Below are 25997 nucleotides of genomic sequence, written 5' to 3' on the forward strand. Positions count from 1 at the left end.
CTTGATTCAGCGCGATTACAGCGGGCGCTCGTTTTACGATTACTACCTGAAGCGCGGCGACAAAGAAGCCGTGCAGCACACCGAAGAGAAGAAGACCGACACCGGGCGCACGGTTTACGGCGGCGGCGGCATCGATCCCGACATCAAAGTGAAGATTTCGGCGCACGAGACCGAGATGATCCGCGTCTGGATCGAGCCGGCTTTCCAGTTCACCCGCGAGCTGGTCGCCGGTCAGGTCGCCGGCCTGTCAGAGTTCAAGATTGATCGCTCGAACGATCACCACCACCGTTTGGCGGCCAGCGAGTTTACGGTCAACGATCAGGTGATTGCGGCCTTCAAGAAGTACCTGGCCGCGCACCCTGAGCTGAAGGCCGACGTGGCGCGCGTTGACAAAGACGCCGACTGGCTGAAGCGCCGGATTCGTTACGAAGTGGTGACGGCGGCTTATGGCGAAGAGATCGCCCGCCAGGTCTTGAACGAAGGCGACGCGCAATGGCTGCGCGCCGTCCAGGAGGTCCCCAGGGCCAAGGCGGCGGCGGAAGACTATCGCCGCGCCCGGCTGGCTTCGTCGCGCTAGACAGCGCGGCCATCTCAAAACACCGAGCCCGGTCGAAGCAAACGCTTCGACCGGGCTCGGTGTTTTGTCTGGTGATCGTTTCATGCCGCCGGCAGCCTGCCGATTGCAATCAGCTTTGCCATGACGACATCCTGAAGCCGGGCGCGGTATCTGAGGCCGGTCGAGCCGCTCGCCAGCATCGCTTCGCGCATCGGTCCGAGCACCTCGGCCACAGTGGCAAAGCGCGCCTCAACAATTTCATGCGTGTCAATCGGCGCAAGCAAACCGCCTGTCACCTGAGCGCTGAAGACGTGCGACACCCAATCAATCTCGTCGCCCGCGCGGGTGAACTTGACGCGGGCGCGAACCAGGTAACGCTCAAGCTCAACGCGAAGGCCGGTCTCTTCATAGGCTTCGCGCAACGCTCCGACCTCGAACGCTTCGCCGGGAGCGACCCCGCCCGAAGGCGCGCGGTAGACGTCGGGCGGGTAAAACGGTTTCTTGATGACGACGACCTGTTCGCCTTCGATGATGAACAGAGTTACGTCGTGAGCGCGGTCGTGCTTCTGGCTGCGGCGCACGACATCGAATTCGCGCGGCGACATCTCAAACTGCCACCGCACTTCGTCCGGCGCGCCATAACGCGCTTCAAGCGCCGCGATGATCTCAGCGGTGATGTACATACTTAGGGGCTAGGGGCTAGGGGCCGTAGGCAGGCGATCTCTAAGCTCCGTTAGGAGCGTGATGTTTATAGTTACCGATGTGCTTAAACACTCAAGCCCCGTAGGGGCGCAATGTCATACGGGGCTTCGTCATTTTTAGCGGCTGTAACTATAAACATTGCGTCCCTACGGGACTGAGAAGAAAAGGGCGCGGCTGGTCACGCCGACCTACTGTGTAACTATAAACATTGCGTCCCTACGGGACTATGAACTGTCTACTGCCTCCTGTCTCCTGCTTCCTGCCTCCTATTTTCCTTTCGGGTGTTTGTCGAAGAAGTCCAGCACTGCGGCGAACGATGCGCCGATGATGGTCAGGTGATCGCTGTCGGGAACTTCAAGATAGGTTACCTTGAGGCCGGCTTTCTGTGCCGCTTCGACCATCTTCTTTGATAGCTCAGGCGGCACAATGCCGTCTTTCGCGCCGTGGACGACGAGCGCCGGCACGGGCTTCAGCTTTTCGAGCAGAGCGGTCAACGCTTCGCCTTGCGCCGGCGGTCCCGCGGAAATCGGCGCGATGGCGACGAAGAGTTCCGGCTTGCGGGCCGCGACGACCCAGGTGCCGAAGCCGCCCAGCGAATGACCCGCCAGATAGACGCGCGCCGGGTCAACCTGATAATTGCGCATCACCGCGGCGGCCACCTCCAGAGGGTCTTCGCCGGCGGCGTCTCGATAATTGCTAAACCTGCCGCGCCCATTCACCGCCGCCAGGATGTAGCCGCGCCGCTCGGCCTCGCCCTTAACGGTTGCCGGGTCGTAGAGGCCGCTGAAAAAAGTTCGCTCATCGCCGAGCGCGCCATGCAGCAAGACGGCGAGCGGGCGGGCCGTTTTGCCATCGTAGCCCTGCGGCACATAGAGGCGATAAGGAATCAACTTGCCGTCCGTCGCTTGATAAGCGCGCTCGATTTCGCCGCGCTCGGCGGCAAACGGGTTTTCGCCTTTGGCGAGCGCCGCCAGCCGCGCTTCGATCAAGTCCAGTTCGTCAACCGGGTTGATGGCGACTTCGCCGCGGCCCTTGCTCAACGGTTGCAGGCGCTGAATCTGAAACTCCGGCGTTGCGACCAGCGCGGCGACCGCTTTCACCTTGGCGTCACTTGACGCCTTGATATCGGCGACCTGCTTTGTCAACTGCGCGAGGCTGTCACGGTAGTCGTTGATGGCCCAGAGCGGCTGGGTGATGTCAGCGACCTGCTGGCCGCCGGCTTCGATGCGCGCGATGATCGTATACGCGCCGTCGGCAAGCGTCAGCCGACGCGCCGTGCCGGCCTGCGCTTCACCGATGGGGATGCGCTCGGTGAGCTGAATCGGCTCCATCGCGCGTTTGGTTTTCGCGTCACTGGTTGCTTGCTTGCCGGCGGGCGCAATCAGGAAAGTGACGGTCGGCTGGGCGCTGAACGCCTTGTCGGCATCCGTGGGGAAGATGCGGACGAGCGACAGGCTCAACTCCTGATTCGGTTCCAGCACCAGGCGGTCGGCTTCAACAGTCAGCGAGGCGAGAAATCGCTGCCGCTCGTCCCACGCCTTGCCTTGAAGCATGGCCGTGCCTTCGGCGAGCGTTTCGATAATGCCGGGAACGTTGCCGTTGCGGAACTGTTCTTCGCCGCGCTTGCGCAAGGGCTCGAAGGCGTCGAGCTTCGCGCCCGCCCGCCGCTTCTCGTTATAGAGCTTATAAAACGTCTCGCTGCGCGCCAGCAGGTCAGACAGGTAAGGAATCTGCTGCGCCGAAACCTTGACCGCGCCAAGCGCCACGTAAGCGATCAGCAAAGCCGCGATGGGTCGTGCTTTCATAGTCATCCTGATTTGAAGAGGCTAGCGGCTAGAGACTAGAGGCTGCCCTTGAATTATACAAGTCGTTTGATTCAGTTGCAGCAGGGCGAATAGCAGCTTGCCGTGTGGCGCAATCTAACAGATTGCGCCACATCCTAATGAATACTGCTCTAGCCTCTGGCCTCTTTGAGAAGTCCGCGCAGGAAGCGGCCCGTGTGCGACGTGGCGCTGTCGGCAATCGCCTGCGGCGGGCCGACGGCGACGACCTGGCCGCCGGCGTCGCCGCCTTCGGGGCCAAGGTCAATGATCCAGTCGGCGCTCTTAATCACGTCGAGGTTGTGCTCGATGATCACAATCGAGCCGCCGGCTTCGAGCAGGTGGCGGAAGGCCGCAAGCAAGCGGTTGATGTCGTCGAAGTGCAGTCCCGTGGTCGGCTCGTCAAAGATGTAGAGCGTGCGCTCGCTGGTCTTGCGCGCCAGGTAGGCCGCCAGCTTGACGCGCTGCGCTTCGCCGCCCGAGAGCGTCGTCGCCGACTGGCCGAGCCGCAGGTAACCGAGGCCCACGTCATCCAGCACCCGCAGCTTCGAGGCGATGCGGTTGACGTTGCCGAAAAACAACAGCGCCTCGCGCACAGTCATGTTCAACACGTCATGAATCGAGCGCCCTTTGTAACGCACGTCGAGGATCGCAGGCTTGAAGCGCATGCCCTTGCACTCTTCGCAGGTCAGCTCGACGTCGGCGAGGAATTGCATCTCCTTGATCTCGACGCCATTGCCCTCGCAACGCTCGCAGCGCCCGCCCGGCACGTTGAAGCTGAAGTGAGACGAGTCGTAGCCGTGCGCCTGCGCCTCGCGCGTCGAGGCAAACAGGTCGCGGATCGCGTCATAGACTTTGATATAAGTGACCGGGTTCGACCGCGGCGTCCGTCCGATGGGCGACTGGTCTACAAGCACCACGTCATCGATCTGCTGCGCGCCATCGAGCTTTGCGAAAGAGCCGACGTGACCCGTCCATTCGTGACGCTGCTTCTTGATGCCGGCGTAGAGGATGTCATGCACGAGCGTTGACTTGCCCGACCCTGAGACGCCGGTGATGCAGACCATCATGTTGAGCGGGATGTCCAGGTCTATGCCTTTGAGGTTGTGCTCGCTGGCGCCGCGCACCTGTATGCGTTTGGCGCCGGGCTGCCGCCGCGTCTTCGGCTGCTTGATCTCCAGCTCGCCGCGCAAGTAACGGCCCGTCAGCGACCCGCCCTTGTTGACCAGCTCTTTCGGGGTGCCTGAAAAGACGACTTCGCCGCCCAGCTCGCCCGCGCCGGGGCCGATGTCTATGACCAGGTCTGCGGCCATCATCATCTCCGGCTCGTGTTCGACCACCAGAACCGTGTTGCCGATGTCGCGGAGGTTTTCCAGAATGTGAATCAACCGCTGATTGTCGCGCGGGTGCAGGCCGATGGAAGGCTCGTCCAGAACATAAAGCGCGCCGACGAGGGCCGCGCCGAGGTTGGTCGCCAGTTGAATGCGCTGCGCTTCGCCGCCCGACAACGTCGAAGCCAGGCGGTTTAATGTCAGGTACTCCAGCCCGACATCAATCAAGAACTTCAGGCGGTTGCGAATCTCCATCAGCAGGCGACCGGCGATGTCCATCTCGGCGTCCGTGAGGCTGATCTCGTTGAAGAGGACGCCGGCTTCGGCAGCCGTCATGGCGCAGACTTCGGGCAGCGTGCGGCCCGCGACGCGGACGATGCGCGCTTCGAGCCGCAGCCGCGAGCCCTGGCATTCGGGGCAGAGCGTGTAGCCGCGATACTTCGACAAAAAGACGCGCACGTGCAGCTTATATTTCTTGGTTTCGAGAAAATCGAAGAAGCCCTGGACGCCATCGAAGCCGTTGCGGCCTCGGAGAATGGCGCGCTGCTGGTCGCGGGTCAACTGGCGGTACGGCACGTCTGTCGGAATCCCCGCCGAGCGCGCGAACTTCAGCAGGTCTTTCTGCGCCCAATCATACTGCGGCTTGGTGAATGGCTCGACCGCGCCGCGGCTCAGGCTCAACTCCTGGTTGGGGATGACGAGGTCGAGGTCGAGGCCGATAGTATTGCCGAAGCCCTGGCAGGTCGGGCAGGCGCCGAACGGGTTATTGAAGCTGAACAGGCGCGGCTCCGGCGCGGCGTAACGAATGCTACAATTCTTGCAGCCGAAGGCTTCCGAGTAAAAGAGGCGGGTGTGCGCTTCATCGGCCAGCTCGATGACCGCCTGGCCGTGGCCTTCCTGGTAACAAATCTCCAGCGAATCAACCAGCCGTGTGCGCGTGTCGGGGCGGGCGACCAGACGATCTACGAGCACGAAGGTGTCATCAAAGTTTGTGTCGGCGTAGCTGTCGGGCGTCGCCAGCTCGATGATCTGCCCGCCTTTGTAGAGGCGCGTGAAGCCGCGCTGCATCAGGCTCATCAGGTGCGCCTTGATGCGCGTCTGCTGGCTGACGACGCTGGTGCGAGCGCCGCGCTTCTTCTTCTTGCCGTCGCCGTTGTTACTCGCATCAGGCTCCTCCATGCCGGCGGCGGCAGGGAAGAGGACATAAAAGCGCGTGCCTTCGGGCAGGGCCAGCACTTCCGTGGCAATCGATTCGGGCGTGTCGCGGCGCACCTCCTCGCCGCAGTTGGCGCAGAAGGTACGGCCGACGCGTGCGTAAAGCAATCGCAGATAGTCGTAAATCTCCGTCTGCGTGGCGACGGTCGAACGCGGGTTGCGCGTCGAGTTCTTCTGGCGGATCGAGATGGCCGGACAGATGCCGACGACTTCGTCTACGTCGGGCTTGTCCATGCGCTCAAGGAACTGGCGGGCGTAGGCCGACAAGCTCTCGACGTAACGGCGCTGGCCTTCGGCGTAGATGGTGTCGAAAGCCAGCGAGGATTTTCCCGAGCCGCTCACCCCGGTTACCACCGTGAGCTGATTGATAGGAATCTCGACGTTGACGTTCTTCAGGTTATGAACGCGAGCGCCGCGCACGCGGATAATCTCTTCAGCCATTGTTCCCCTGCTTGTTCTCCATACATGTAAGCAATTGTCTGTTATGGTTAACCATCAATCATAACATCGCCGTCATCAGGGAAGCAATTTGTGGCAACCGCGTTGGCTTCTGGTCGGCTTCGGAATTCACTCGCCGCGACGAATCATGTTATATTCACCCACCTTGAGCGGTATTCAATCGGATGTGGCGCAAGGCGGTTAGCTTGCGCCAGGACTCGCGCAAGCTAACCGCTTGCGCTACAAAGGAGGGTGCGTGGGACGACGCCCACGCGGCGCATTGATGAAACTGAAACACCTTATTCTTCCGCTTCTCATCATCGGCTTGACGATAACCATCACCCCGGCGGCGCGTGCGGATGTGCGGCTGCCGGCGCTCATCGGCGATAACATGGTGGTGCAGCAAGGCGTCGCCGCGCGCGTCTGGGGCTGGGCCGAGCCGGGCGAGCAAGTGACCGTTTCGATGGCCGGCAAATCGGCAAAAGCGAAGGCTGACGCCAAAGGAAGATGGGAAGTGCGGATCGGGCCATTCAAAGCGGGCGGGCCTTTCGAGATGCGCATCGAGGGCAAGAATGCGGTCGTCCTTAAGAACGTCCTCGTCGGCGAAGTCTGGGTCGGCTCCGGTCAATCCAACATGGAGTGGCCGTTGCAAAACGCCGCTCACGGCGGCGACGAAGTCGCGCGCGCCAATCACCCTGAAATTCACCTCTTCACGGTCGCGAAAGCCACGTCGCTCGAACCGCGCGACGATGTGCGGGGCCGTTGGGTGGTCTGCACGCCGGAAAACGCGGCGACCTTTTCGGCGGTGGCTTACTTCTTTGGCCGCGAGCTGAATGAAAAACTGAAAGTGCCGGTCGGCTTGATTCACTCGTCGTGGGGCGGCACGCCCGCCGAGGCGTGGACGAGCCGCGCCGCGCTTGCGGCGATTCCTGAGCTGCGACCGATGGCCGACGCGCTCGACCGCGCATCGGTTAATCTGCCGGAGGCGCGTCACGCCTACGAAGCAGCGCAGGCGAAATGGGAGCAAGAGCATTTCTTGCAAGACCCCGGCAACCGTGGGCTCGATCTCGGCTACGCCGGCACCGATTTTTCCGAAGCCGGCTGGCAGACCATGCGGCTGCCGCAGTTCTGGGAGTCGGCGGGCCTGGTGATCGATGGCGCGGTCTGGTTCCGCAAGTCGGTTGACCTGCCCGCTTCGTGGGAAGGCCACGACCTGACGCTCAGCCTCGGCCCTGTGGATGACTTTGACGTCACCTATTTCAACGGCACGAAAGTCGGCGCGACGGGCAGCGAGACGCCGAACTTTTATATGGTGCCGAGAAAGTACACCATCCCCGGCGCGCTCGTGCATGCCGGGCGCAACGTGATTGCCGTGCGCGTCTTCGATCACTATGGCCAGGGAGGCTTCGGCGGCGGCGCGGCGGATATGACGCTTTCAGCCGCCGGCGCGCCTCCCATCGCGCTGGCAGGCGACTGGCTTTACAAAGTCGAAATGAGCGTTGAACCGATCAAGGTAGATTTTTCGACGCAGCCGATTGCGCCGGCGGGAGTCGGCAATCCGAACACGCCGACTGTGCTGTATAACGCGATGCTTGCGCCGCTCACGCCTTACACGATCCGCGGCGCGACCTGGTATCAAGGCGAGTCGAACGCCGACCGCGCCCGGCAATACCAGACGCTCTTTCCGGCGATGATTCGCGACTGGCGCGCGGCGTGGGGCGCGGGCAACTTCCCTTTCCTCTTCGTTCAGCTCGCCAATTTTCAGGCGCGAATGACCGAGCCCGGCGAGAGCCACTGGGCCGAGCTGCGAGAGGCGCAGACGATGACGCTCAGAGAGCCGGCGACCGGCATGGCCGTGATTATTGATATCGGTGAAGCCGGCGACATTCATCCCAAGAACAAACAGGATGTCGGCCACCGGCTGGCGCTGTGGGCGCTGGCAAAGACCTACGGACAGAGCGGCGAATTCTCAGGGCCGCTGTTCGAATCGTTTGCCGTCGAAGGCAACAAAATACGTGTGCGCTTCACGCACGCCGAGGGCTTGCGCGCCGTTGACGGCGGGCCAGTGCAGGGATTCGCTATCGCCGGCGCCGACGGCAAGTTCGTCTGGGCCGATGCGAAGATTGATGGCAAGACGGTCGTCGTCTGGAGCGACGCGGTGCCGCAGCCGGTCGCGGTGCGCTACGGCTGGGCCGACAACCCGGCGATGAATCTCACCAACGGCGCGGGACTGCCGGCGTCGCCTTTCAGAACCGACTCGATGAAATGATGAAGTATGAATGATGAATGATGAAGTGGCCGAAGCCGGTGCCCATTGAAGTGGGGCCTGTCTCTTTAATTCATCATTCATCATTCATCGCTCATCATTTTTCAGTCCGGGCCATTGCTTGACATCGCTTCATGGCAAAACCTATACTCGATAGCGATTGCTGATTGAACGTCCGATTCGCACGCGAGCGATCATCCACGCAGCGCCTGGGACGCCAGCGTGGCACGCGTTACCGAAGGAGAGGGAAGCGATTGGCTAAGACGATACAGGGGCAGTTGAGCGCGGAAGGGCTGCGCGTCGGCATCATCGCTAGCCGGTGGAACGATTTCGTCGTCAGCCGTCTGATCAGCGGCGCCGAAGATGCGCTTGAGCGGCTAGGCGCTTCGGGCGACGCCATCACCGTCATCCGCGTGCCCGGCTCATTTGAAATTCCGATGGCGGCGCGGCGCGCGGCGTTGAGCAATAAGTATGATGCCATCATCTGCCTCGGCGTCGTCATCCGCGGCGAAACTTCACACAACGAATATATCGCTGCCGAAGTCTTCAAAGGCATCGCGCAGGCTTCGATGGAAACGAACCTGCCCATCGCGCTCGGCGTGGTGACGGCAGACAGTCTCGAACAAGCCATTGACCGCGCCGGCGCCAAGTCCGGCAATAAAGGGTTTGAGGCCGCAATGTCTGCCGTCGAGCTTGCGAACCTCTACCGCGAATTCTGAAAGTGGACGCTGACTGAGCGAAACACCAAGCAGCAAGGTTGAATTATGGGTGCCAGACGTAAGGCTAGAGTTTGCGCCTTACAGATGCTCTTTCAATTTGATATCGCCCAACCGCGCCTGGACGACCTGACCGGGTTGTACTGGCGGAATTTCGGCGACGAAATGGGCGACGTGCCGCAGGAGTTTGCCAACAACCTGGCGGTCGGCGCCATCGCTCACCTCGAAGAGATCGATGCGCTGATCAAGCAGCGGGCAGAGAACTGGCGGATCTCGCGCATGGCGGTCGTGGATCGCAATATCCTGCGGCTGGCGATCTACGAATTCCTCTACGAGGCCGATACGCCGAAGACCGTCGTCATCAACGAGGCGCTCGAAATCGCCCGCAAGTTCTCGACCTTTGAAGCGACCCAGTTCATCAATGGCATCCTCGATGCCATCAAGCGTGACCTGGAAACGAAGCAGAACGCTTCGATTGCAACGAACCGGCAACAGTAAGGCGCACGCGCGCCGACGAATCACGGGGAACCCGGCAGCGCCCAAAGGCTGCGGCGCGGCTTCCCCGATTCCGTGGACTTATGATTGACGACAAGGCTCTGTTAAGCGAGTACCTGTCCGAGTCCGAAGAGTTGCTCGATTCTTTGCTGACCGACCTGGACACGCTGGCGGCGCGACCGGCTGACCTACCCGACATCAACCTCATCAACCGTATCTTCCGCACTGTGCATTCGCTCAAAGGGCTGTCGGGCATGATGGGCCTGCCCGAAGTCCAGCAGCTCACACACGAATTTGAAGACATCCTCGACGACCTGCGATTGGGCCATCTGGCGCTCACAGACGAGACCAAGCCGGCCTTGCAGGAAGCCGGCGGCGGCATCGCCGCGCTGGTCGGCGGCGCGGCGCGCGGCACCGCCAGCGACGAAGACTTCGAGCGCATGCGCGTCTTGCTGACGGCCATCGCCGCGCGCCCAAAGGCCAAAGGCAAACGCGACGAATCGGGCCTTGAAGCCTTGAGCCTGTCGCCGAAAGAGCGCCGCCTGCTCACCGAATATGAAGAACATCGGATCAACGAAAACCTCGACGCGGGCCGCGCCTTTTACGCCATCGTCGTGCAGTTCGAAGTCGGCAAGCTCGATACCCTCTACCGCGCGCTGACCACCAAGCTCGAAAGCAAAGGCGAGTTGATCACGACCCTGCCTGAGTCGGCGTCACGCACGGAGCTGGTCGCCTTTAAGCTCGTGCTCGCCACACAGTTCAAAGAGAGCGACCTGAAGGCCGTCGTCGAGCCTTTCGAGGGGCGCATCACGCGGCTCGGCCGGTCAACCTGGCGGCGCGCCGGCGCGGCGCTGATCAGCGTCGGGCGCAGCAAGAAAAAGGCCGGCGATAAAGCGAGCAAAACGCCGGGCGGGGTCTTGCCGCCGGCTTTCGCGCAAGAGTCATTGCAACCGTTGTCGCCGAGCGTGCGTGTCGAGATGGCGCAGATCGATGAGCTGTCGGGGCTGGCGCACGAGCTATCGATCCAGATGCAGCGGTTGACCGCCATGGCCGACCGCTTCCTGCTGGCCGCCGGCCTCGGCGCGCTTGAGCAATTCGACCTGCGCTACAGCGCCCGCCGCATCGAGCGCGAGTTCCTTGAGCTGGAAGAGCGGCTCGTCGAGTTGCGCATGGTGTCGCTGGCGCAGACCTTCACACGGGCCGCGCGATTAGCCGGGCGACTGGCGCGCGAGCTGAGCAAGTCTGTGACCGTCGAAGTTGCCGGGCGCGAAACCCAGCTTGATAAAGCCATCGTTGATCGGCTGGCCGACTCGATCTATCACCTGCTGCGCAACGCCATCGATCACGGCGTCGAGATGCCCGAAGCGCGGCGGCTGGCGGGCAAGCCCGCCCGTGGCAAGATCAAAATCGAAGCCAGCCTTGAAGGCGCGCGCGCCGTCATCGCCATTACCGACGACGGGCACGGCATTGATGCCGACGCGGTGCGCAGCCGTGCCCTCGAAGCCGGCTTGATCGAGCCCGGCGAAGCCTTGAGCGACGAAGAAACCTTGAGGCTGTTATTGCGTCCGGGCTTTTCGACGGCGGATTACGTGTCGGCGGTTTCGGGGCGCGGCGTCGGATTGGATGCCGTCGAGCGCACGGTTCACGAGCTGGGCGGCGAGCTGAGAATCACTTCGGAGAAGGGCCGCTGGACGCGCTTCGAGCTGGCGGTGCCGACGACGCTGGTGATGATCTCGGCTTTCATCGTGCGGGCGAGCGAGTGGCGCTACGCGATCAACGTCGGGCAGATCGTCGAGCTGCTTTATGTGTCGCTTGATGACGTCATCGGGCGCGACGGCAGGCGCAGCATTCAATGGCGCGGCCAGACGCTGCCGCTCGTCGAGTTGAAGTATCTGCTGGGGCAGGGCGGGGCGCGCGTCTTTCGTCCGCCGCTGCGGGTGCGGCCAACGGAGGACGGGGCGGGCGCAGCGCAACAGGCGGCGCGTCGGACTCGTGTGCCGGTCTTTATCACGCGCGCCGCCGACCGTCACGTTGCGATGGCGGTCGAAGAGTTCGAGGCGCAGCGCGAGATCATCGTCAAATCGCTCGGGCCGCTTACACGGCACATCAAAGCGGTCGTCGGCGCGGTTGACCTCGAAGGCGGCGACGTGGCGCTGGTGCTGGACCTGCCGAGCCTGCTAATGCTGCGCAGTATGCGAATGTGAATGGCGATTGCCGATTGCCGGCGTTTCGCCGCGTAAAGGCGGCGTAAGTTTAGCCAGGCGTTGAAACGCCTGGATGGCTGTGGATGAGCGAAAAGAAAGACAAACAAAAATCGAGCCTCGCCGTCAGCCCCATTCCGCTGGCGTTGACCGGGCTTGAGCCGACCGACGCGCCGGTTGATGTCGTCTCGGTCTTGCTTTTTGAGATCGGCGGCGAAGCCTTCGGCATCGGCGTCGAGCATACCGAAGGCGTGGTCGATTGCCCGCGCGTCACGCCGCTGCCGAGCGCGCCGGACGGCATTATCGGCATCGCCAGCGTGCGCGGGCGCATGACGCTGGTGATGGATTGCAGCCTCGCGGCGAACCCCGACGACGGCAAACGGCGTCTCATTCTCCTGAAAGGTGAAAGCCAGCTGGGATTGCTGGCCGAGCGCGTCGAAGGGGTCATCGCGCTCGATCCCGACAAGATTAACAAGCGCAAAGGCGATGACAAAGCCGCGCCCGCCGCTGAAACCCGATGGGCGGCACCGGCGCATTTTCAGTACGATGGCCGGCGTGTGCCGCTGCTCGACGCGGCGCGGCTGGCGGAAGTTTGATCGGTCACCTGTGGATCACGCGAGGAGCAAAAACGAAGCGTTAATTATCCCGCGCGGCCCGGCGCTCGACGCTGCGACCTTTCAGCGGCTGCGCGCCCGGATCACGGCAGCCAGCGGCATCTTCGTGCTGGCTGACGAGAACTCGCGCTTCGTGCTAGAGCGGCGCTTGCAGCCGCGCCTGCGTCAGCGCGGTCTGCTGTCGTTCGCCGATTATGAAGCCGCCATTGACGCCATCGAGATGGAGTCGGTGTTGGACACGGTGGCGGTTCACGAAACCTACTTTTTCCGCGAGGCGCGTCAGCTTCAAGCCTTTGCCGAGCGCATTGTCCCCGAACTGGCACGCCAGCGCGACCCGGCGCGCATCTGGAGCGCCGGTTGTTCGACCGGCGAAGAAGCCTACACCATCGCTATGCTGCTTGCCGAGCGCGGCTTGCTCGAAGATGGGCGAATCGAGTTGCTGGCCACGGACTTGAGCCGCAGGGTGATCGAGTCGGCGCGCCAGGGCATCTATGGCCCATCGAGCTTTCGCACCACCGAGCCGGCGTATCAGCAGCAGTACTTTCAAGACGCCGGGCGCGGCTTCTTGCAGGTCGCCGACGGCTTGCGCGCCGCCGTGCAGTTCGAGCAGGCGAACCTGATCGCCCCGGATGCCAGCCGCATTCGACCGGCGGATTCTGGCGGCTTTGATGTAGTTTTCTGTCGCAACGTGCTGATGTATTTTGAAGAAGCGGCGGCGCGACAGACGCTAGAGTTGATCTTTTCGCTGCTCAAAGACGGCGGTTACTTGTTGCTGGGCCACGCCGAGTCGCTGCTGCCGCTCGGCTCAGGCTTCAGGCCCGTGCAGTTTGGCCGCGAGCTAGTACATCAGAAGTAGTTGTCAGTTGTCTGTTGCCAGTTTCTGCGGGCTGGGGACTGACAACTGACAACTGACGACGGGTGACCGTTTTATGCACCGCCTGCTCATCGTTGACGATTCGCCGTATTACCGCATGCGTTTTGCGAAGATCTTCGCGCGCTCGGAAGCGTTGATGGTGGCGGGCGTGGCTGACGATGGCGACGTGGCGATACGGCGGATCATCGAGCTGAAGCCTGACATCGTGCTGCTCGACCTGATGATGCCGCGACTGGACGGCTTCGGCGTGCTGCGCTGGGCGATGGCGCATCAGCCCTTGCCCATCGTCGTGTGTAGCTCGTTCAGTGATCGCGAGCGCGTCTTCAAGGCGCTAGAGCTGGGCGCGGTTGATTTCTTGTTGAAGCCGTCGCCGCGCGCTTCGCAACAGACTTCGGCGCTTGAAACCCAGATCGTCCGCTGCGTTGAGGAGGTGGCGGGCGCAAAGCCGGCGACGGTTTCGATCATCAGCAAAGACGCCAAGGCCGCCGTGCTTGCCGCCGAGCGTGAAGCGCGCACCGCCGAGGTCGAGTTGATCTGCATGGCTGCCTCGACCGGTGGGCCGTCGGCGATTCAGAAACTCATGGCCGAGCTGCCCCGGTCGCTGCGTGTGCCGATCCTCATCGTGCAGCATATGCCTGTGGGGTTCACGCAACCTTTCGCCGAGCGCCTGAACGCGCTGTCGCATTACACCGTGCGCGAGGCGGGTGATGGCGAGCCGCTGCGCCGCCACCATGCTTATATCGCGCCGGCAGGCCGTCATGCGACGGTCGCAAGCGACGGCGAGAGCCGGGTGATCCGCATCGAGGCAACCGCCGAGGACGCCATGGCAGATACCTTTCACTTGCCGTCGGCTGACGCGGTCTTCGAGTCGGCGGCAGCGGCTATGGGGGATCGCTTGCTGGCGGTTGTGCTGACCGGAATGGGCGATGACGGCGCTCGCGGCGCGGAGGCGGTGCGCGCTGCCGGCGGTCATGTGCTGGCCGAGTCGAACGAATCGGCGGTGGTCTTCGGCATGCCGCGCGCCGTTATCGAGCGCGGCGCGGCCAACGCCATGCTGCCGCTCGCCGCCATGCCACAAGTGCTGCTGGCTTATGCGGAGAAGGAGTGACGAGTGACAAATGACAAGTGACAAGTGACAAGAAAAAAGCCGCAAGGGACAAGGCGCGGGCAAGTTAAGCATGCGCGATGCCTTCTTGTCACTTGCCACTTGTCATTTGTCACCGCATTCAAGTGGGGTTGAAGTTTGCTGGATGGCTAATTAGACTAAGAGGACAGTTATGAGTGGAATGAAATTTCGCCGAACCTGCACGGTCTGCAATGCGACTTTCTTTTCGCCTGATCGCAAAGCGGCCTATTGTCTTAAATGCATGAAGAAGCGCGTGGTGAAGCATGTTCCCGCCGAAGCGAGAGCTGTCGCCGCCGCTCCCAGAGTCGCACCCCGCCCGGTAGCGCCCGCGCCGCCGCCGCCCGTGCTGCGCAAAGCCAAGCCGGCGCGCGCCCCGAAGGCAACGACCCTGACTCCCGAGCTGCGTCAGCGCATCCTTGAGTTGTTCGAGGGCGAATTCAGCAACCGCGCCATGCAGACCAAGGAGATGCACTCGCAGATCGCTACCCGGCTCTGGGTCAAACGCCAGCTGGTCGCCGACGTCATCCGCGAGCACTTGCAGGTGCAGGCGACGATGACCGACGAGATCAAGCGCCGCGCCATCGAGATGTATCAACGCTTCGTCGAAAGCGGCCATCGCCCGGACGGCGGTCGCCGCCGCGCCATCAGCGCCGCGCTCAATGTGCCCTACAAGCAAGTGATGAAAGTTATCCGCGAATGGTCGCTGGCGCAGTACGAAAGCTCGCCGACGCCCAGCCCCTCGCGCCAACAACTTTTCGAGATCGAAAAGCTCTACTGGGAAGAGATTGATAAAGGCCGTTACCGTCTGACTGAGCTGCCGCAAAAACTCGCGGAAGCGCTCGGCTACGTGACGCGCTGGCAGGTGCTTCGCTGGCTCGACGTGCTGCACGACGACGAGCGCGCCTTCGGCAATGTTCCCGAGCCGCCCGAGGAAATCCAACAGCAAATTCTCGACGCCTATCAGGCTTACCTGCAAGCGCCCGAGCCGCCCGAACACGGCTTGCATTACAGCATTGCCGGCCAGATCGCCAAGGTTAGCCCGCGCCAGGTTCACAAAGTCCTGCAAAATTATCGGCACCGCCGCCGCGCCGAATATCCGCTGATATAGAAAAGTAGGCAGGAAGCAGGAAGCAGGAGGCAGTCAAAAGACGGATTGCTTCCTGCCTACTGCCTACTGCCTACTGCCTACTGCTATGAAACAGGTCGTCCAGAATTACCGCACAGGTGAGTTGAAGGTCGAAGAGCTGCCGCCGCCAGCGCTTAGACCGGGCGGCGTTCTGGTGCGCACGGCTTACTCTTTGATCAGCGCCGGCACCGAGCGCACCACTGTTGAGACGGCGCAAAGCTCACTCGTCGGCAAGGCCAAGGAACGCCCGGACCTCGTTCGCCAGGTGTTCGATACCTTCAAGCGCGAAGGCTTGCGCTCGACCTACGAGAAGGTGGTTTCGAAGCTCAACCAGATGAAGCCGCTCGGCTACAGCGCCTCAGGCGTGGTGATCGGCGTCGGGCGCGACGTGACCGAGTTCCAGGTCGGCGACCGCGTCGCCTGCGCCGGCGGCGGTTATGCATCACACGCCGAAGTCATCTTCGTCCCGAAAAATCTCTGCGCCAAACTGCCTGAAGGCGCGACGCTCGAAGCGGCGAGCTATTCGACCGTCGGCGCAATTGCCCTGCAAGGCGTTCGCCAGTCCGACACGCGGCTCGGCGAAGCCGTCGCCGTCATCGGCCTCGGGCTGGTCGGCCAGCTCACTGTGCAAATCCTGAAAGCCGCCGGCTGCCTGGTGATCGGCATTGACATTGACCCCGCGGCTTGCGAGCTGGCGAAGCGGTCAGGGGCCGATGTGGTTGCCAGGGATGAAGCGGCGGCGCGCGCCGCGTGTTTAGGATTGACCGACGGGCACGGCGCGGATTGCGTGCTGGTGACGGCGGGGACGAAGTCGAACGACCCTGTGCGGCTGGCGGGCGAGCTGGCGCGCGACCGCGCCCGCGTCGTCGTCGTCGGCCTCGTCGGCATGGATGTGCCGCGCCACATCTACTACAACAAAGAGCTTGAGCTGCGCCTGTCGCGCTCGTACGGGCCGGGGCGCTATGACCCGGCGTACGAAGAGAAGGGCAATGATTACCCCATCGGCTATGTGCGCTGGACAGAGAAGCGCAACCTCGAAGCCTTCTTGCGGCTGGTCGCGGAAGGCCGCGTCAACACCGGCTTACTGACGACGCACCGCTTCGACGTGGCGCGTGCCAGCGCCGCTTACGAGCTGATTCTCAACCGCAAAGAGCGCTGCTGCGGCGTCGTGCTGCAATACCCCGACGCCGACAAGCCGCCGGTCGTCGGTGCGTCGGGCGCCGCGGTCAAAGCGGCAAGTGACGAGCTAGGCGTGAGCTTCATTGGCGCTGGCAATTTCGCGCGCGGCGTCTTGCTGCCGATCATCAAGCGCGCTGAAAAAGTGAGGCTGATGACCGTGGCGACAGCGACCGGTTTGAGCGCCAAGAATACCGGCGCGCAGTTCGGCTTCGCCGCCGCGACGACCGATTATCAGGAAGTTTTAGACGACACGGGCTCGCCGGTTGTCTTCATCGCCACGCGGCATGATTCGCACGCCGGGCTTGTGGCGGAAGCCTTGCGGCGCGGCAAAGCGGTCTTCGTCGAAAAGCCACTGGCGACAACCCTGGAAGGCTTACGCGAAGTCGTGCGCGCCGCCCGCGAAAGCGATGGCCTGTTGATGGTTGGATTCAACCGCCGCTTTGCGCCGCTGGCCCGCGAGGTCAAAGCGAAGTATGCGGCCCGCACCGCGCCGATGACGATCATCTATCGCGTCAACGCCGGCCAGGTGCCGCCAGAGCACTGGACGCACGATCAGAGCGAAGGCGGCGGGCGGATTATCGGCGAGGTCTGCCACTTCGTTGATTTTGTAAGCTATCTTACCGACGCGCTGCCGGCGAGCGTTTGCGCCGCCGCCGTCCCCGCACAACAGCGCGCCGGTTATCTCGATGACAGCACCGTCGTATCAATGACGATGACCGATGGCTCTATCGCTTCGATCATCTACACAGCGAGCGGCGACCCGACAGTGCCGAAAGAGCAGGTCGAGGTGTTTTGCGAGCGCGCCGTCGCCGCGATTGACGACTTTAAGAGCGGCACCTTCGTCGCGGAGCGCAAGCGCGTCAAGCTCGGCGGCGGCGCGCAGGACAAAGGCCACGCCGCAGAGATCGCGGCATTTTTTGAGGCGGCGCGCGGTCGCGCCACTGCGCCGATCACTCTGGACTCGCTCGTGGCGACGACGATGGCGACGTTTGCCATCGTTGAAGCGGCAAAGTCGGGCAACCGCATGGCCGTCGATGTGAATCAATTAATCGTCAAGAATGAACCCATGAGCGTTTGACCCTGCGACGGAAGGCGGAGCCCGTCGCCCCCATTTCGTTTTGTCCCATATCCCGTGCCGAACCGAATATGCCGACTCTGGAGGAGAAATGAAAAAATCTCTCTGCTCTATTGCCTTGATGTGTCTCTTCGCGCTCGCCCTCAATGCATCGGCTGACGCGCAAACCGACCCGCCGAAGTATGAAGCGGGCGGGCAGGCTTACCTGCTTCGGGTCGTGCCGCTGAATGATTTTAACGGCCTTCACAGCAACCTGATCGGCGGCTTCGGCGGTCGTTTTACTTATAACCTGACCAGGGTGATTGGTCTTGAGGCGGAAGTGAATCGCTTTCCGAAAAGGGAAGACGCCTTTGGCCTCGGCAAGAAGACGCAAGCCTTATTCGGCCTCAAGGCCGGCATCCGGCACAATTGGGTCGGGGTTTTTGCGAAGCTGCGCCCCGGCATCACGCACTTCAGCGAAGAATCTTTTTACTGCCCGGACGGGGCGTCGAGTTGCGGTCTGCACAGTAATAATCTTTTTACACTCGATGTCGGCGGTGTCGTTGAGTTTTACCCTTCGCGTCGCTGGCTGACGCGCATTGATGTCGGCGACACAATGGTTCACGTTGCGGATCGGCAGGTCATCTTAACGCCTTCGACAGGGCCGGTCATTCAATTCACCAACGCCGGCGGCACGACGCACAATCTTCAGGTCGGTGTCGGCATCGGCTTCCGCTTCTGATCGGAAAACCAGCCGCCGAGGTGTAAACCTCCGCCGAATCGTTTATCATAACCTTTCGGGACAAAGCTTGCGGCGGCGTCCCGAAAGGTTAATGGGACGGAGGCGATTGTGCGATTGCGAATGATCTTTCTTTCGGTTGTTTTTTTATTGGCTGCGGCGCTGACGACGCAGGCGCAGACCTCTGCGTCGGTCATCAAAGTTCGGCCCGAGCATTCAAGCTACAAGGTGAAAGCCGGTGCGGCGACGCCGTTGGCGCTGATCGTCGAGATTAACGACGGCTATCACATTAATTCGAATCGCCCGGCGGATAAGAACTTGATCGCCACGGCGCTGAAGTTTGACCGGCTGGCCGGACTCAGTGTCTCGCCGGTCAGTTACCCGCGGGCAAAGATGCAGAAGTTCGAGTTCTCGCCCAAACCGCTGTCGGTTTACGAAGGCAAGGCGGTCTTCAAGACGACGGCGCGGGCGCTCGCCCAACTCGCCGCCGGCGCGCAGACGCTCAAGGGCAAGCTGACCGTGCAGGCGTGCAATAATCAGGTCTGCCTGCGCCCGCAGACCGTTGACGTCGCGATCCCGCTCGAAGTCGTCAAATGAATTCGTCAGACCGTTGACGAATCCGCGTGCCCTGTCTTTATTCAGCCTGGAAGGGTAGGCTGAAGTTCCCATCATTTTTCATGCAACCACAAACCGCTACCCGACAACTTGGCGAGCAGGCGATCAAGAAGCTCTTGCGCTGGTGTCGCGGTGAGTCGTGGATGGGCTACGACCCTTATGACGGGTTGAACGCGCCGCTGGCGCGTTTGTGGCCGATGCGCAACCGCCTGGCGCGCACGGCGCTGACCCAACTGGTCAAGCGCAGCCCCGTCAACCTGCGCCCGCTGCTCGGCATTCGCAAAGCCGCAAATCCCAAAGGGCTGGCGCTGGCGGCGCGCGCCGTCCTGCTGCTGGCGCGGCACGAAAACGAATCGCTGCCGGCGGACTTGCTCGACGATGCCGCGCCTTCGACGCCGATGCTGAGTCAATCGCGTGACAGTCTGGCCAATGACTTTCGCGCGCTGGCCGGCAAGCTCGAAGACATGCGCTGCGCGGGGTACGAAGACGCCTGTTGGGGATACGATTTTGACTGGCAATCGCGCGCCTTCTTCGCGCCGCGCGGCACGCCGAACGCCGTCTGCACGACTTTTGCCGCGCATGCGTTTCTCGACTGGCATGAACGAGGCGGCAGCGTCCAGGCGTTGCAGCTTGCCGAGAGCAGTTGCCGCTTTCTGCTCGACCGGCTCAAGCGCACGGCGGCGGGCGGCGCGTTCTGTTTCAGCTACACGCCGCTCGACGCGTCGCAGGTTCACAACGTGAACCTGCTGGCGGCTGAACTGCTGGCGCGCGCTTTTCACCTGACGGGCGTTGAAGAATACCGCGATGCCAGCGCGCGCGCGGTTGGCTTCACGCTCGCCCGCCAGCGCGAAGACGGCTCATGGCCCTACGGCGAAGCCGGGTCACAGCAGTGGATTGATAGCTTCCATACAGGCTTTATCATCGTCGCCCTGAAACGGATTATCGGCGATCTCGAAAAACCTGAATGGACCGAGGCGTTGCGCCGCGCCTATGAGTTTTATGAGCGGCGATTCTTTCTTGCGGACGGCACGCCCGCCTACTATGATAAAAGTCTCTTCCCCGTTGACGTTCACAGTGCGGCGCAAGCAGTGGTTACTTTTACGGAGTTGAGCGATCAGATGCCGAACGCCACCGAACATGCGGCCCGCGCCGTCGAATGGGCCGTCCATAACCTGCAAGACAGCGCCGGCTTCTTCTACTTTCAACGTCATCGGTTCTACACGATACGCACGCCTCACATTCGTTGGGCACAGGCGTGGATGCTTTACGCGCTGAGCTTATATCTTTCACGGGCCTCTTAATTCGTCATGTCAGAACGTGCCTTCACTGTTGTCGAACAAGCCATTAAAGCGCGCCCCGTGCGGCGGGGCGCACTCTGGTCGGCGCTGCCGCTGGTGGCGCTGGTGCTGATTGATCTGGTGATCTCGCTGACGGTCTTCGTGGCCGCCTACAAGCTGCACCACAACGCGCCGGTGCTGATCTGGAAGCACAAGCGCTCAGTCCTTCCCATCGGCGTCTGGCCGAATTTCGAGCCCTACTTCACGCTGATGCTCTTCGTGCCGTTTGTGAAGCTGTACGCGCTCAGGCGCTACGGGCTCTATAAACTGCGCGGCGAATTTTCGTTCTCCGGCGACCTCATCAAAATCTTCAACGCCGTGACGCTCGCCTTTCTGATTCTGGTGCTGATCGCCTTCCTCTTCCGCCAGGGCTTCGCCTTCGAAGGCGGCCACATCAAGCTGCTCGACTTCACCTATTCGCGCATGTTCTTCATCTACGACTGGCTGCTGTCGCTGGGAGCGTTCTGGGCGACGCGCTCGCTGTTGCGGGTCTGGCAGATCCTGGCGCGCACGAGCGAGAGCAACCTGATCCCGACGATTGTGGTTGGCAGCGGCGAGATGGCGCAGGTCTGCATTGCGGAGATTTCAGAGAAGCCGCGGCTCGGTTACAAGCTGGTCGGCACGGTGACGGCGCGCAACAGCGAGGATACGGGCTCGGTTCGCAAGTATGGCGCGCGCGTGCTTGGCGCGTTTGACGATCTGCCGTCGCTGGTCAAGCGTTATAACATCGAAGAAGTGCTGATTACCGATCCGCGCATCCACCCGCGCAAGATGTTCGAAGTGCTGATGGAATGCGGGCGCGACCATCACATTAAGTATCGCGTCGTTCCCAACCTCTACGATTGCCTGCCGGGCAAGACCGAGATCGAAACCATCGGCTCGCTGCCGATGGTCAAGCTCTACGAGGAGCCGCTGCGCGGCTGGCTGCGTGCCGTCAAGCGCGGCCTCGATGTGATCGTGGCGCTCGCCCTGCTCATCATCACCTTACCGCTGTGGATCGCCCTGGCCATCCTCATCAAGCTGGAGTCGAAAGGCCCGATCTTCCTGCGCCAGGAGCGCGTCGGCATGGATGGCAAGATGATCTTGATGATGAAGTTTCGCTCGATGCACGACGGCACGGATGACCAGACGCACCGCGAGCTGATGGCGCGCATGATCAACGGCGAAGACGCAAACCAGGGGACCGCGGACGCGCCAATCTACGGCAAGGTCAAAGACGACCCGCGGCTGACGCAGATTGGCGGTTGGATGCGGCGTTATTCGATTGACGAGCTGCCGCAAATCCTCAACGTCCTGAAAGGCGAGATGAGCATCGTCGGCCCGCGCCCGCCGCTGCCTTATGAAGTCAAGCACTATCAGGACTGGCACCGCACGCGCTTTCACGTCAAGCCGGGGATCACTGGCCTGTGGCAAGTGAGCGGGCGCAATCGCCTGCACTTTGAAGAGATGGTGCGGCTGGACATCTTCTACATCGAGAACTGGTCGCCGTGGCTCGACCTGAAGATCATGCTCAAGACCCTGCCGGTGATGCTCAAAGGCGACAATACATACTAGTCCCCAACACCCAACACCCATCCCTACATCTCGTGTCGGTTGGCTAGCGCCTTGTGCATGGTCACTTCGTCGGCATATTCGAGGTCAGAGCCGACGGGGACGCCCATGGCGATGCGCGTGATCCGCAGGCCGAGCGGGCGCATCAGCTTTGACAGGTAATTCGCCGTCGCCTCGCCTTCGGTGTTCGGATTGGTCGCCAGGATAAGCTCTTCGACTTCGCCTGAGCGCAATCGTTCAAGCAGGTTCTTGATCTTCAAATCGTCCGGGCCGATGCCGCGAATCGGCGACAGCGCGCCGTGCAGGACGTGATACAGCCCCTTGTACTCGCGCGTCTTCTCAATCGTCACTAGATTATAAGGCTCTTCGACGACCAGCAGCACGCGGCGGTCGCGCGTCGGGCTGGCGCAATAGCGGCACGGGTCGACGTCGGTGATGTTGTTGCACGTCGAGCAGAGAATGATCTTTTCTTTGACTTCGATAATGGCCTCGATCAATCGGTTGGCCTCTTCGCGGTCGGCCCGCAAGATGTAAAACGCCAGCCGCTGGGCGGACTTGTGACCGACGCCGGGCAGTCGCTTCAACTCGTCAATCAGTTTCGTAACCGGTTCTGCGTAATCGAGCATTCATCGATGCGCCCACTGGCTCGCTTAATCGAGCCAAGCCGCGAGCGGCCTTTCTTTGTTGCTGATTGGTCGGGGTTTCAAGTTAATTATAGCAGGAATATCGTGACGCGGGGGCGCGGCGACGCGAGAAAACGACGCGGCGACGCGGCGACGCGGCGACGCGGCGAATAGGAACAAAAGACAGAACTGGACTCGGTTGATTCTCTCCCCGCGTCTCCGTGTCCCCGCGTCTCTTCTCCGCGTCTCCGCGGCGCTCTTTCTTCACAGCATCCCGTCGGGCAGACCCATGCCGCCGAGCTTCGAGCCGAGCTTGCCTTTCATCGCCTCGTCGGCCTTGCGCGAGGCTTCGTTGACAGCGGCAAGAATCAGGTCTTGCAACATCTCGACGTCGCCGCTTTTGACGGCTTCAGGATCGATCTTCAGATCAATTAGTTCCTTCGCGCCGTTCATGGCGACGTGGATGACGCCGCCGCCGGCGCTCGCCTCGACGCGCAGCTTGGCCATCTCGCGCTGCATATCATCCTGCATCTGCTGCGCCTGCTTCATCATCTCTTGAATGTCGAACCCGCCCGGAAGTTTCATGTTTACCAATCCTCCAATGAATGATTACGTCGCTGATTAAGCGTCCCACCCCGCCGCCTCGCGAGTCAACGGCTACTCCGGTTTAATGATCTCAACCGTGCCGGCAAACTTCTCCGTTATTGCCTGCACGCGGGGATCAACTTCTGCCGGCTCCTTCGATGCTTTCTGGCGCGCCGCCGGTTTGGCGGTCGCCGTTGGGCGCGGCGTCGCCGTCGGAACCTCGGGCACGCCGCCGACCGAGACCGAAAGCGTCAGCCGCCGGCCCATCACTTCGCGGCTGACCTCTTCAATCAATTGCCGCCTGTCTCTGCCATCGAGCTGCGTCTTGTCTCTGGCATTTTCGGGCGCAATCGCGACGACCAGAAAATCGCCATCTATCTTCACGGTTGCTTTTTCCAGCGCCAGCACGATCATCATCTTGCGCCGCGCTTCGAGCGCCGCGATGATCTGGCTGACGGCCTGCGCGTCGTCTATGTCGCGTCCATTGCTGGCGGGCAGAGCCGGCTCTCCGTCATAAAAATCTTCTGGCGGCGCGGGCAGCGGCGGCGGCGCTTCGACAGGCGCAGGCTTGAAACTGGCCTGTGGAGCCATTTCGGCGACAGGCGCGGGGCGCGGCGGCGCAGGCTTTGCGGTTGCGAGCGCCTCACGTGAGGCCGCTCGCAACGGCCCTGAAGCCGTCGGCCCGCCGCTTCTACCGGCAGGGCGTGGCGTTGCCGGTGGCACAGCACCGGATGCCGCGGCCCCGCTGATTCCTAACCGGGATTGCAGGTCATTCAAGCTGTTGAGCGCCTCTTCAAGCAAGTAGAGGCGGCGCGCATGCACCAGTTTCATCAAGCCGATTTCCAGATGAAAGCGCGGCTGAGTGCTGGTGCGAATATCCTGCTCAGTCTTTGTCAGGATCGAAAAGAAGCGCACGATGTCCTGCTCAGAAAACATATCGGCCAGCCTGACCATCGCCTCGCCTTCGCTTGCGGGCACCTGCACAAGCTCGGCGTCAAACCCGGCGACCTTGATGACCAGCAGCGCGCGCAACTGCACGATCATCTCGCGGCAGAAGGTGCGCAGGTCGTAGCCGCGCGTCACCACTTCATCAACGATGCGCAAGATGGTGGCGGCATCCTGCTCGCCGATGGCGCGGATCGTGCGGTTGAGGGTTTCGAGGTCAACCAGTCCGAGCGCCGCCGACACGTCTTCGTCGGCCACCGTCATGCCCGAAAAGCTGATGACCTGATCGAGCGCCGATTCGGCGTCGCGCATCGAGCCTTCGCCGGCCCGCGCGATGGCCGCAAGCGCCGCGTCGCTGATCTTGACGCCAAGCTGGTCGGCGATCTGGCGCAACTGCTCGCCGATCTTTTTCAGCGTGATCGTGCGAAACTCGAAGACCTGGCAGCGCGACAGGATGGTTTCGGGAACCTTCTGCAATTCGGTCGTCGCCATGATGAAGACGACATGCGGCGGCGGCTCTTCAAGCGTCTTGAGCAGCGCGTTGAAGGCCGACGTCGACAGCATATGAACTTCGTCAATGATGAAAATCTTGTAGCGGTCGCGCGCCGGCGAGATCGAAACCGTGTTGATAATCACATCGCGAACATTCTCGACGCCGGTATTCGAAGCGGCGTCAATCTCTAAAACATCCATAGACGCCGAGGCGGCAATCTCTGTACAGGAGGCGCAAACGCCGCACGGCTCGGTGGTGACGCCTTTGATGCAGTTCAGGGCTTTGGCGAAGATGCGCGCCGTCGTCGTCTTGCCGACGCCGCGCGCGCCGGTGAACAGGTAGGCGTGGTGCAGCCGCCCGCTGCTGATCGCGTTGCTCAACGTGCGCGTAATGGCTTCCTGGCCGACGACTTCGGTAAAACTCTGCGGGCGGAACTGCCTGGCGATGACCTGTGATTCTGGCATGGAGTCTGTTTCGCGTCGTGAATTTTGCGCCCTCGATTGCGCAATGATTTTAGTCTAAGCCGTGACCTGATGGCTTGCAAGAAGTTGGAAGCATTTTCGCAGTTGCGTACAATGGAGGATATGTTTTCACCAGCCAACTGGCATCGGGTTCCGGGGAGTTGCAACGTCTGCGGCAAGCGCGTGGTCTTCTCCTACGAGACGGAAAGCCTGCGCCGCGGGCAACTCATCTGCTCCAAATGCGGCTCGATTAGCCGCTACCGTTCGATTGCGCGCGGCCTGCTCAAAGCGATTGGCGAACTAACCGGCGTTCAGGCTACGTCGGTCAAGGCCCTGAAACGGGCACGCAGCCGCCGGCCGCTGACGATCTATGACACGCAGGTGCCATTCAAGTTTTTTCAGGCCGCTTACACGCTCCCCGAACACCTGTCGAAAGTCCGCTGGGTCGAGCTTTTTACCTCGCGCTATGACGAGTTCTTACCGTCGGGGTACCTTCTCGGCCCCAATTGCAGCAACGAAAATATCGAACAGCTCAGCTTTCCGGACGCCTTCTTTGATGTAGTGATGACCAGCGACGTTATGGAACACGTTCGCCTGGCCGACCGGGCGCACGCCGAAATCAGAAGAGTCCTGAAGCCCGGCGGCTTCTACATCTTCACCGTGCCTTTCCTGGCCGATCAATATTCGACCCGCACCCTCATTCAAGTCCGCGACCCGCTTGATCCACTCGGTGACATCGTCCTGCGCGCCGACTATCACGAAGATGGCAACGCGCCAGGCGGGCGAGTCGCGGTCTACCGCGAGTATGGCTTGGATCTCATCTACGAGTTGGAAGCGCTCGGGTTTACGGTCAACCTTTACATGACCGACCATCCCGAGCTGGGCATTTTCAATACCGAGTTATTCTACTGCCGGGTGGGGAAATAAATCAGCGG

Annotated in this window: 21 protein-coding genes; 15 read left to right on the forward strand and 6 right to left on the reverse strand. The window is 61.8% G+C overall.

Going from position 1 to position 25997, the window contains the following annotated elements; genetic code table 11:
* Positions 1 to 577 (forward strand): hypothetical protein (locus tag VJ464_07370; protein HKQ04934.1); only part of this gene is annotated, 577 nt, incomplete at its 5' end.
* Positions 578 to 657: 80 nt separating this feature from the next.
* On the opposite strand, the gene VJ464_07375 is transcribed toward VJ464_07370, so the two are convergent.
* The 3 genes from VJ464_07375 to uvrA form a co-directional block, all read right to left on the reverse strand.
* The gene (locus VJ464_07375) at positions 658 to 1239 is read right to left on the reverse strand and encodes an NUDIX hydrolase (GenBank protein ID HKQ04935.1); all 582 of its coding nucleotides are present in this window, start codon (positions 1237 to 1239) and stop codon (positions 658 to 660) included.
* A gap of 285 nt (positions 1240 to 1524) precedes the next feature.
* Positions 1525 to 3063 carry a prolyl oligopeptidase family serine peptidase gene (locus VJ464_07380; GenBank protein ID HKQ04936.1) on the reverse strand — a complete coding sequence of 513 codons (1539 nt, stop codon included), beginning with the start codon at positions 3061 to 3063 and terminating at the stop codon, positions 1525 to 1527.
* A 149-nt stretch (positions 3064 to 3212) separates the two neighbouring features.
* Positions 3213 to 6065: an excinuclease ABC subunit UvrA gene (uvrA, locus tag VJ464_07385; GenBank protein HKQ04937.1), complete on the reverse strand. Its 2853-nt coding sequence runs from the start codon at positions 6063 to 6065 to the stop codon at positions 3213 to 3215.
* A gap of 280 nt (positions 6066 to 6345) precedes the next feature.
* Between uvrA and VJ464_07390 the strand changes: the two genes are divergently transcribed.
* The 13 genes from VJ464_07390 to VJ464_07450 all read left to right on the forward strand — a co-directional run bounded on the left by VJ464_07390 (position 6346) and on the right by VJ464_07450 (position 21958).
* On the forward strand, positions 6346 to 8331 hold the full coding sequence (locus VJ464_07390; GenBank protein ID HKQ04938.1) for a sialate O-acetylesterase: 1986 nt from the start codon (positions 6346 to 6348) through the stop codon (positions 8329 to 8331).
* A 251-nt stretch (positions 8332 to 8582) separates the two neighbouring features.
* On the forward strand, positions 8583 to 9047 hold the full coding sequence (gene ribH / locus VJ464_07395) for a 6,7-dimethyl-8-ribityllumazine synthase (protein HKQ04939.1): 465 nt from the start codon (positions 8583 to 8585) through the stop codon (positions 9045 to 9047).
* Positions 9048 to 9092: 45 nt separating this feature from the next.
* Positions 9093 to 9542: a transcription antitermination factor NusB gene (gene nusB, locus VJ464_07400; protein HKQ04940.1), complete on the forward strand. Its 450-nt coding sequence runs from the start codon at positions 9093 to 9095 to the stop codon at positions 9540 to 9542.
* An 80-nt stretch (positions 9543 to 9622) separates the two neighbouring features.
* Entirely contained in the window at positions 9623 to 11743 is a 2121-nt protein-coding gene (locus VJ464_07405; protein HKQ04941.1) for an ATP-binding protein, read from the forward strand.
* 83 nt (positions 11744 to 11826) lie between these two features.
* Complete coding sequence (locus tag VJ464_07410) at positions 11827 to 12336, forward strand: chemotaxis protein CheW (GenBank protein ID HKQ04942.1); 510 nt, start codon at positions 11827 to 11829, stop codon at positions 12334 to 12336.
* A gap of 10 nt (positions 12337 to 12346) precedes the next feature.
* The gene (locus tag VJ464_07415; GenBank protein HKQ04943.1) at positions 12347 to 13210 is read left to right on the forward strand and encodes a protein-glutamate O-methyltransferase CheR; all 864 of its coding nucleotides are present in this window, start codon (positions 12347 to 12349) and stop codon (positions 13208 to 13210) included.
* 73 nt (positions 13211 to 13283) lie between these two features.
* On the forward strand, positions 13284 to 14336 hold the full coding sequence (cheB, locus tag VJ464_07420) for a chemotaxis-specific protein-glutamate methyltransferase CheB (protein ID HKQ04944.1): 1053 nt from the start codon (positions 13284 to 13286) through the stop codon (positions 14334 to 14336).
* Between the two features lie 169 nt (positions 14337 to 14505).
* Positions 14506 to 15462: a hypothetical protein gene (locus tag VJ464_07425; GenBank protein ID HKQ04945.1), complete on the forward strand. Its 957-nt coding sequence runs from the start codon at positions 14506 to 14508 to the stop codon at positions 15460 to 15462.
* Positions 15463 to 15547: 85 nt separating this feature from the next.
* Positions 15548 to 17737 carry a bi-domain-containing oxidoreductase gene (locus tag VJ464_07430; protein HKQ04946.1) on the forward strand — a complete coding sequence of 730 codons (2190 nt, stop codon included), beginning with the start codon at positions 15548 to 15550 and terminating at the stop codon, positions 17735 to 17737.
* An 88-nt stretch (positions 17738 to 17825) separates the two neighbouring features.
* Positions 17826 to 18455, forward strand: coding sequence for an outer membrane beta-barrel protein (locus VJ464_07435; GenBank protein HKQ04947.1), 630 nt, complete (start codon positions 17826 to 17828; stop codon positions 18453 to 18455).
* 108 nt (positions 18456 to 18563) lie between these two features.
* Entirely contained in the window at positions 18564 to 19049 is a 486-nt protein-coding gene (locus VJ464_07440) for a protein-disulfide reductase DsbD domain-containing protein (GenBank protein HKQ04948.1), read from the forward strand.
* An 80-nt stretch (positions 19050 to 19129) separates the two neighbouring features.
* Positions 19130 to 20368 carry a hypothetical protein gene (locus VJ464_07445; GenBank protein HKQ04949.1) on the forward strand — a complete coding sequence of 413 codons (1239 nt, stop codon included), beginning with the start codon at positions 19130 to 19132 and terminating at the stop codon, positions 20366 to 20368.
* Between the two features lie 6 nt (positions 20369 to 20374).
* Complete coding sequence (locus tag VJ464_07450) at positions 20375 to 21958, forward strand: sugar transferase (GenBank protein ID HKQ04950.1); 1584 nt, start codon at positions 20375 to 20377, stop codon at positions 21956 to 21958.
* A 23-nt stretch (positions 21959 to 21981) separates the two neighbouring features.
* Here VJ464_07450 and recR read toward each other — a convergent pair whose 3' ends face one another.
* From recR to dnaX, 3 genes are all read right to left on the reverse strand, one after another.
* Complete coding sequence (recR, locus tag VJ464_07455) at positions 21982 to 22581, reverse strand: recombination mediator RecR (protein ID HKQ04951.1); 600 nt, start codon at positions 22579 to 22581, stop codon at positions 21982 to 21984.
* 261 nt (positions 22582 to 22842) lie between these two features.
* Positions 22843 to 23163, reverse strand: coding sequence for a YbaB/EbfC family nucleoid-associated protein (locus tag VJ464_07460; GenBank protein HKQ04952.1), 321 nt, complete (start codon positions 23161 to 23163; stop codon positions 22843 to 22845).
* Positions 23164 to 23235: 72 nt separating this feature from the next.
* Complete coding sequence (dnaX, locus tag VJ464_07465; GenBank protein ID HKQ04953.1) at positions 23236 to 25065, reverse strand: DNA polymerase III subunit gamma/tau; 1830 nt, start codon at positions 25063 to 25065, stop codon at positions 23236 to 23238.
* Positions 25066 to 25185: 120 nt separating this feature from the next.
* Between dnaX and VJ464_07470 the strand changes: the two genes are divergently transcribed.
* Positions 25186 to 25989: a class I SAM-dependent methyltransferase gene (locus VJ464_07470; GenBank protein HKQ04954.1), complete on the forward strand. Its 804-nt coding sequence runs from the start codon at positions 25186 to 25188 to the stop codon at positions 25987 to 25989.
* Positions 25990 to 25997 lie beyond the last annotated feature (8 nt).

The sequence above is a fragment of the Blastocatellia bacterium genome, assembly GCA_035275065.1.
Lineage (GTDB): Bacteria > Acidobacteriota > Blastocatellia > UBA7656 > UBA7656 > DATENM01.

Coding starts and splice junctions, on each gene's coding strand:
- VJ464_07460 (HKQ04952.1), bottom strand. CDS start 23,163: ATGAAACTTCCGGGCGGGTTCGACATTCAAGAGATGATGAAGCAGGCG.
- VJ464_07470 (HKQ04954.1), top strand. CDS start 25,186: ATGTTTTCACCAGCCAACTGGCATCGGGTTCCGGGGAGTTGCAACGTC.
- VJ464_07390 (HKQ04938.1), top strand. CDS start 6,346: ATGAAACTGAAACACCTTATTCTTCCGCTTCTCATCATCGGCTTGACG.
- recR (HKQ04951.1), bottom strand. CDS start 22,581: ATGCTCGATTACGCAGAACCGGTTACGAAACTGATTGACGAGTTGAAG.
- VJ464_07435 (HKQ04947.1), top strand. CDS start 17,826: ATGAAAAAATCTCTCTGCTCTATTGCCTTGATGTGTCTCTTCGCGCTC.
- VJ464_07375 (HKQ04935.1), bottom strand. CDS start 1,239: ATGTACATCACCGCTGAGATCATCGCGGCGCTTGAAGCGCGTTATGGC.
- VJ464_07410 (HKQ04942.1), top strand. CDS start 11,827: ATGAGCGAAAAGAAAGACAAACAAAAATCGAGCCTCGCCGTCAGCCCC.
- VJ464_07445 (HKQ04949.1), top strand. CDS start 19,130: ATGCAACCACAAACCGCTACCCGACAACTTGGCGAGCAGGCGATCAAG.
- VJ464_07380 (HKQ04936.1), bottom strand. CDS start 3,063: ATGAAAGCACGACCCATCGCGGCTTTGCTGATCGCTTACGTGGCGCTT.
- VJ464_07425 (HKQ04945.1), top strand. CDS start 14,506: ATGAGTGGAATGAAATTTCGCCGAACCTGCACGGTCTGCAATGCGACT.
- nusB (HKQ04940.1), top strand. CDS start 9,093: ATGGGTGCCAGACGTAAGGCTAGAGTTTGCGCCTTACAGATGCTCTTT.
- dnaX (HKQ04953.1), bottom strand. CDS start 25,065: ATGCCAGAATCACAGGTCATCGCCAGGCAGTTCCGCCCGCAGAGTTTT.
- uvrA (HKQ04937.1), bottom strand. CDS start 6,065: ATGGCTGAAGAGATTATCCGCGTGCGCGGCGCTCGCGTTCATAACCTG.
- cheB (HKQ04944.1), top strand. CDS start 13,284: ATGCACCGCCTGCTCATCGTTGACGATTCGCCGTATTACCGCATGCGT.
- VJ464_07430 (HKQ04946.1), top strand. CDS start 15,548: ATGAAACAGGTCGTCCAGAATTACCGCACAGGTGAGTTGAAGGTCGAA.
- VJ464_07450 (HKQ04950.1), top strand. CDS start 20,375: ATGTCAGAACGTGCCTTCACTGTTGTCGAACAAGCCATTAAAGCGCGC.
- VJ464_07405 (HKQ04941.1), top strand. CDS start 9,623: ATGATTGACGACAAGGCTCTGTTAAGCGAGTACCTGTCCGAGTCCGAA.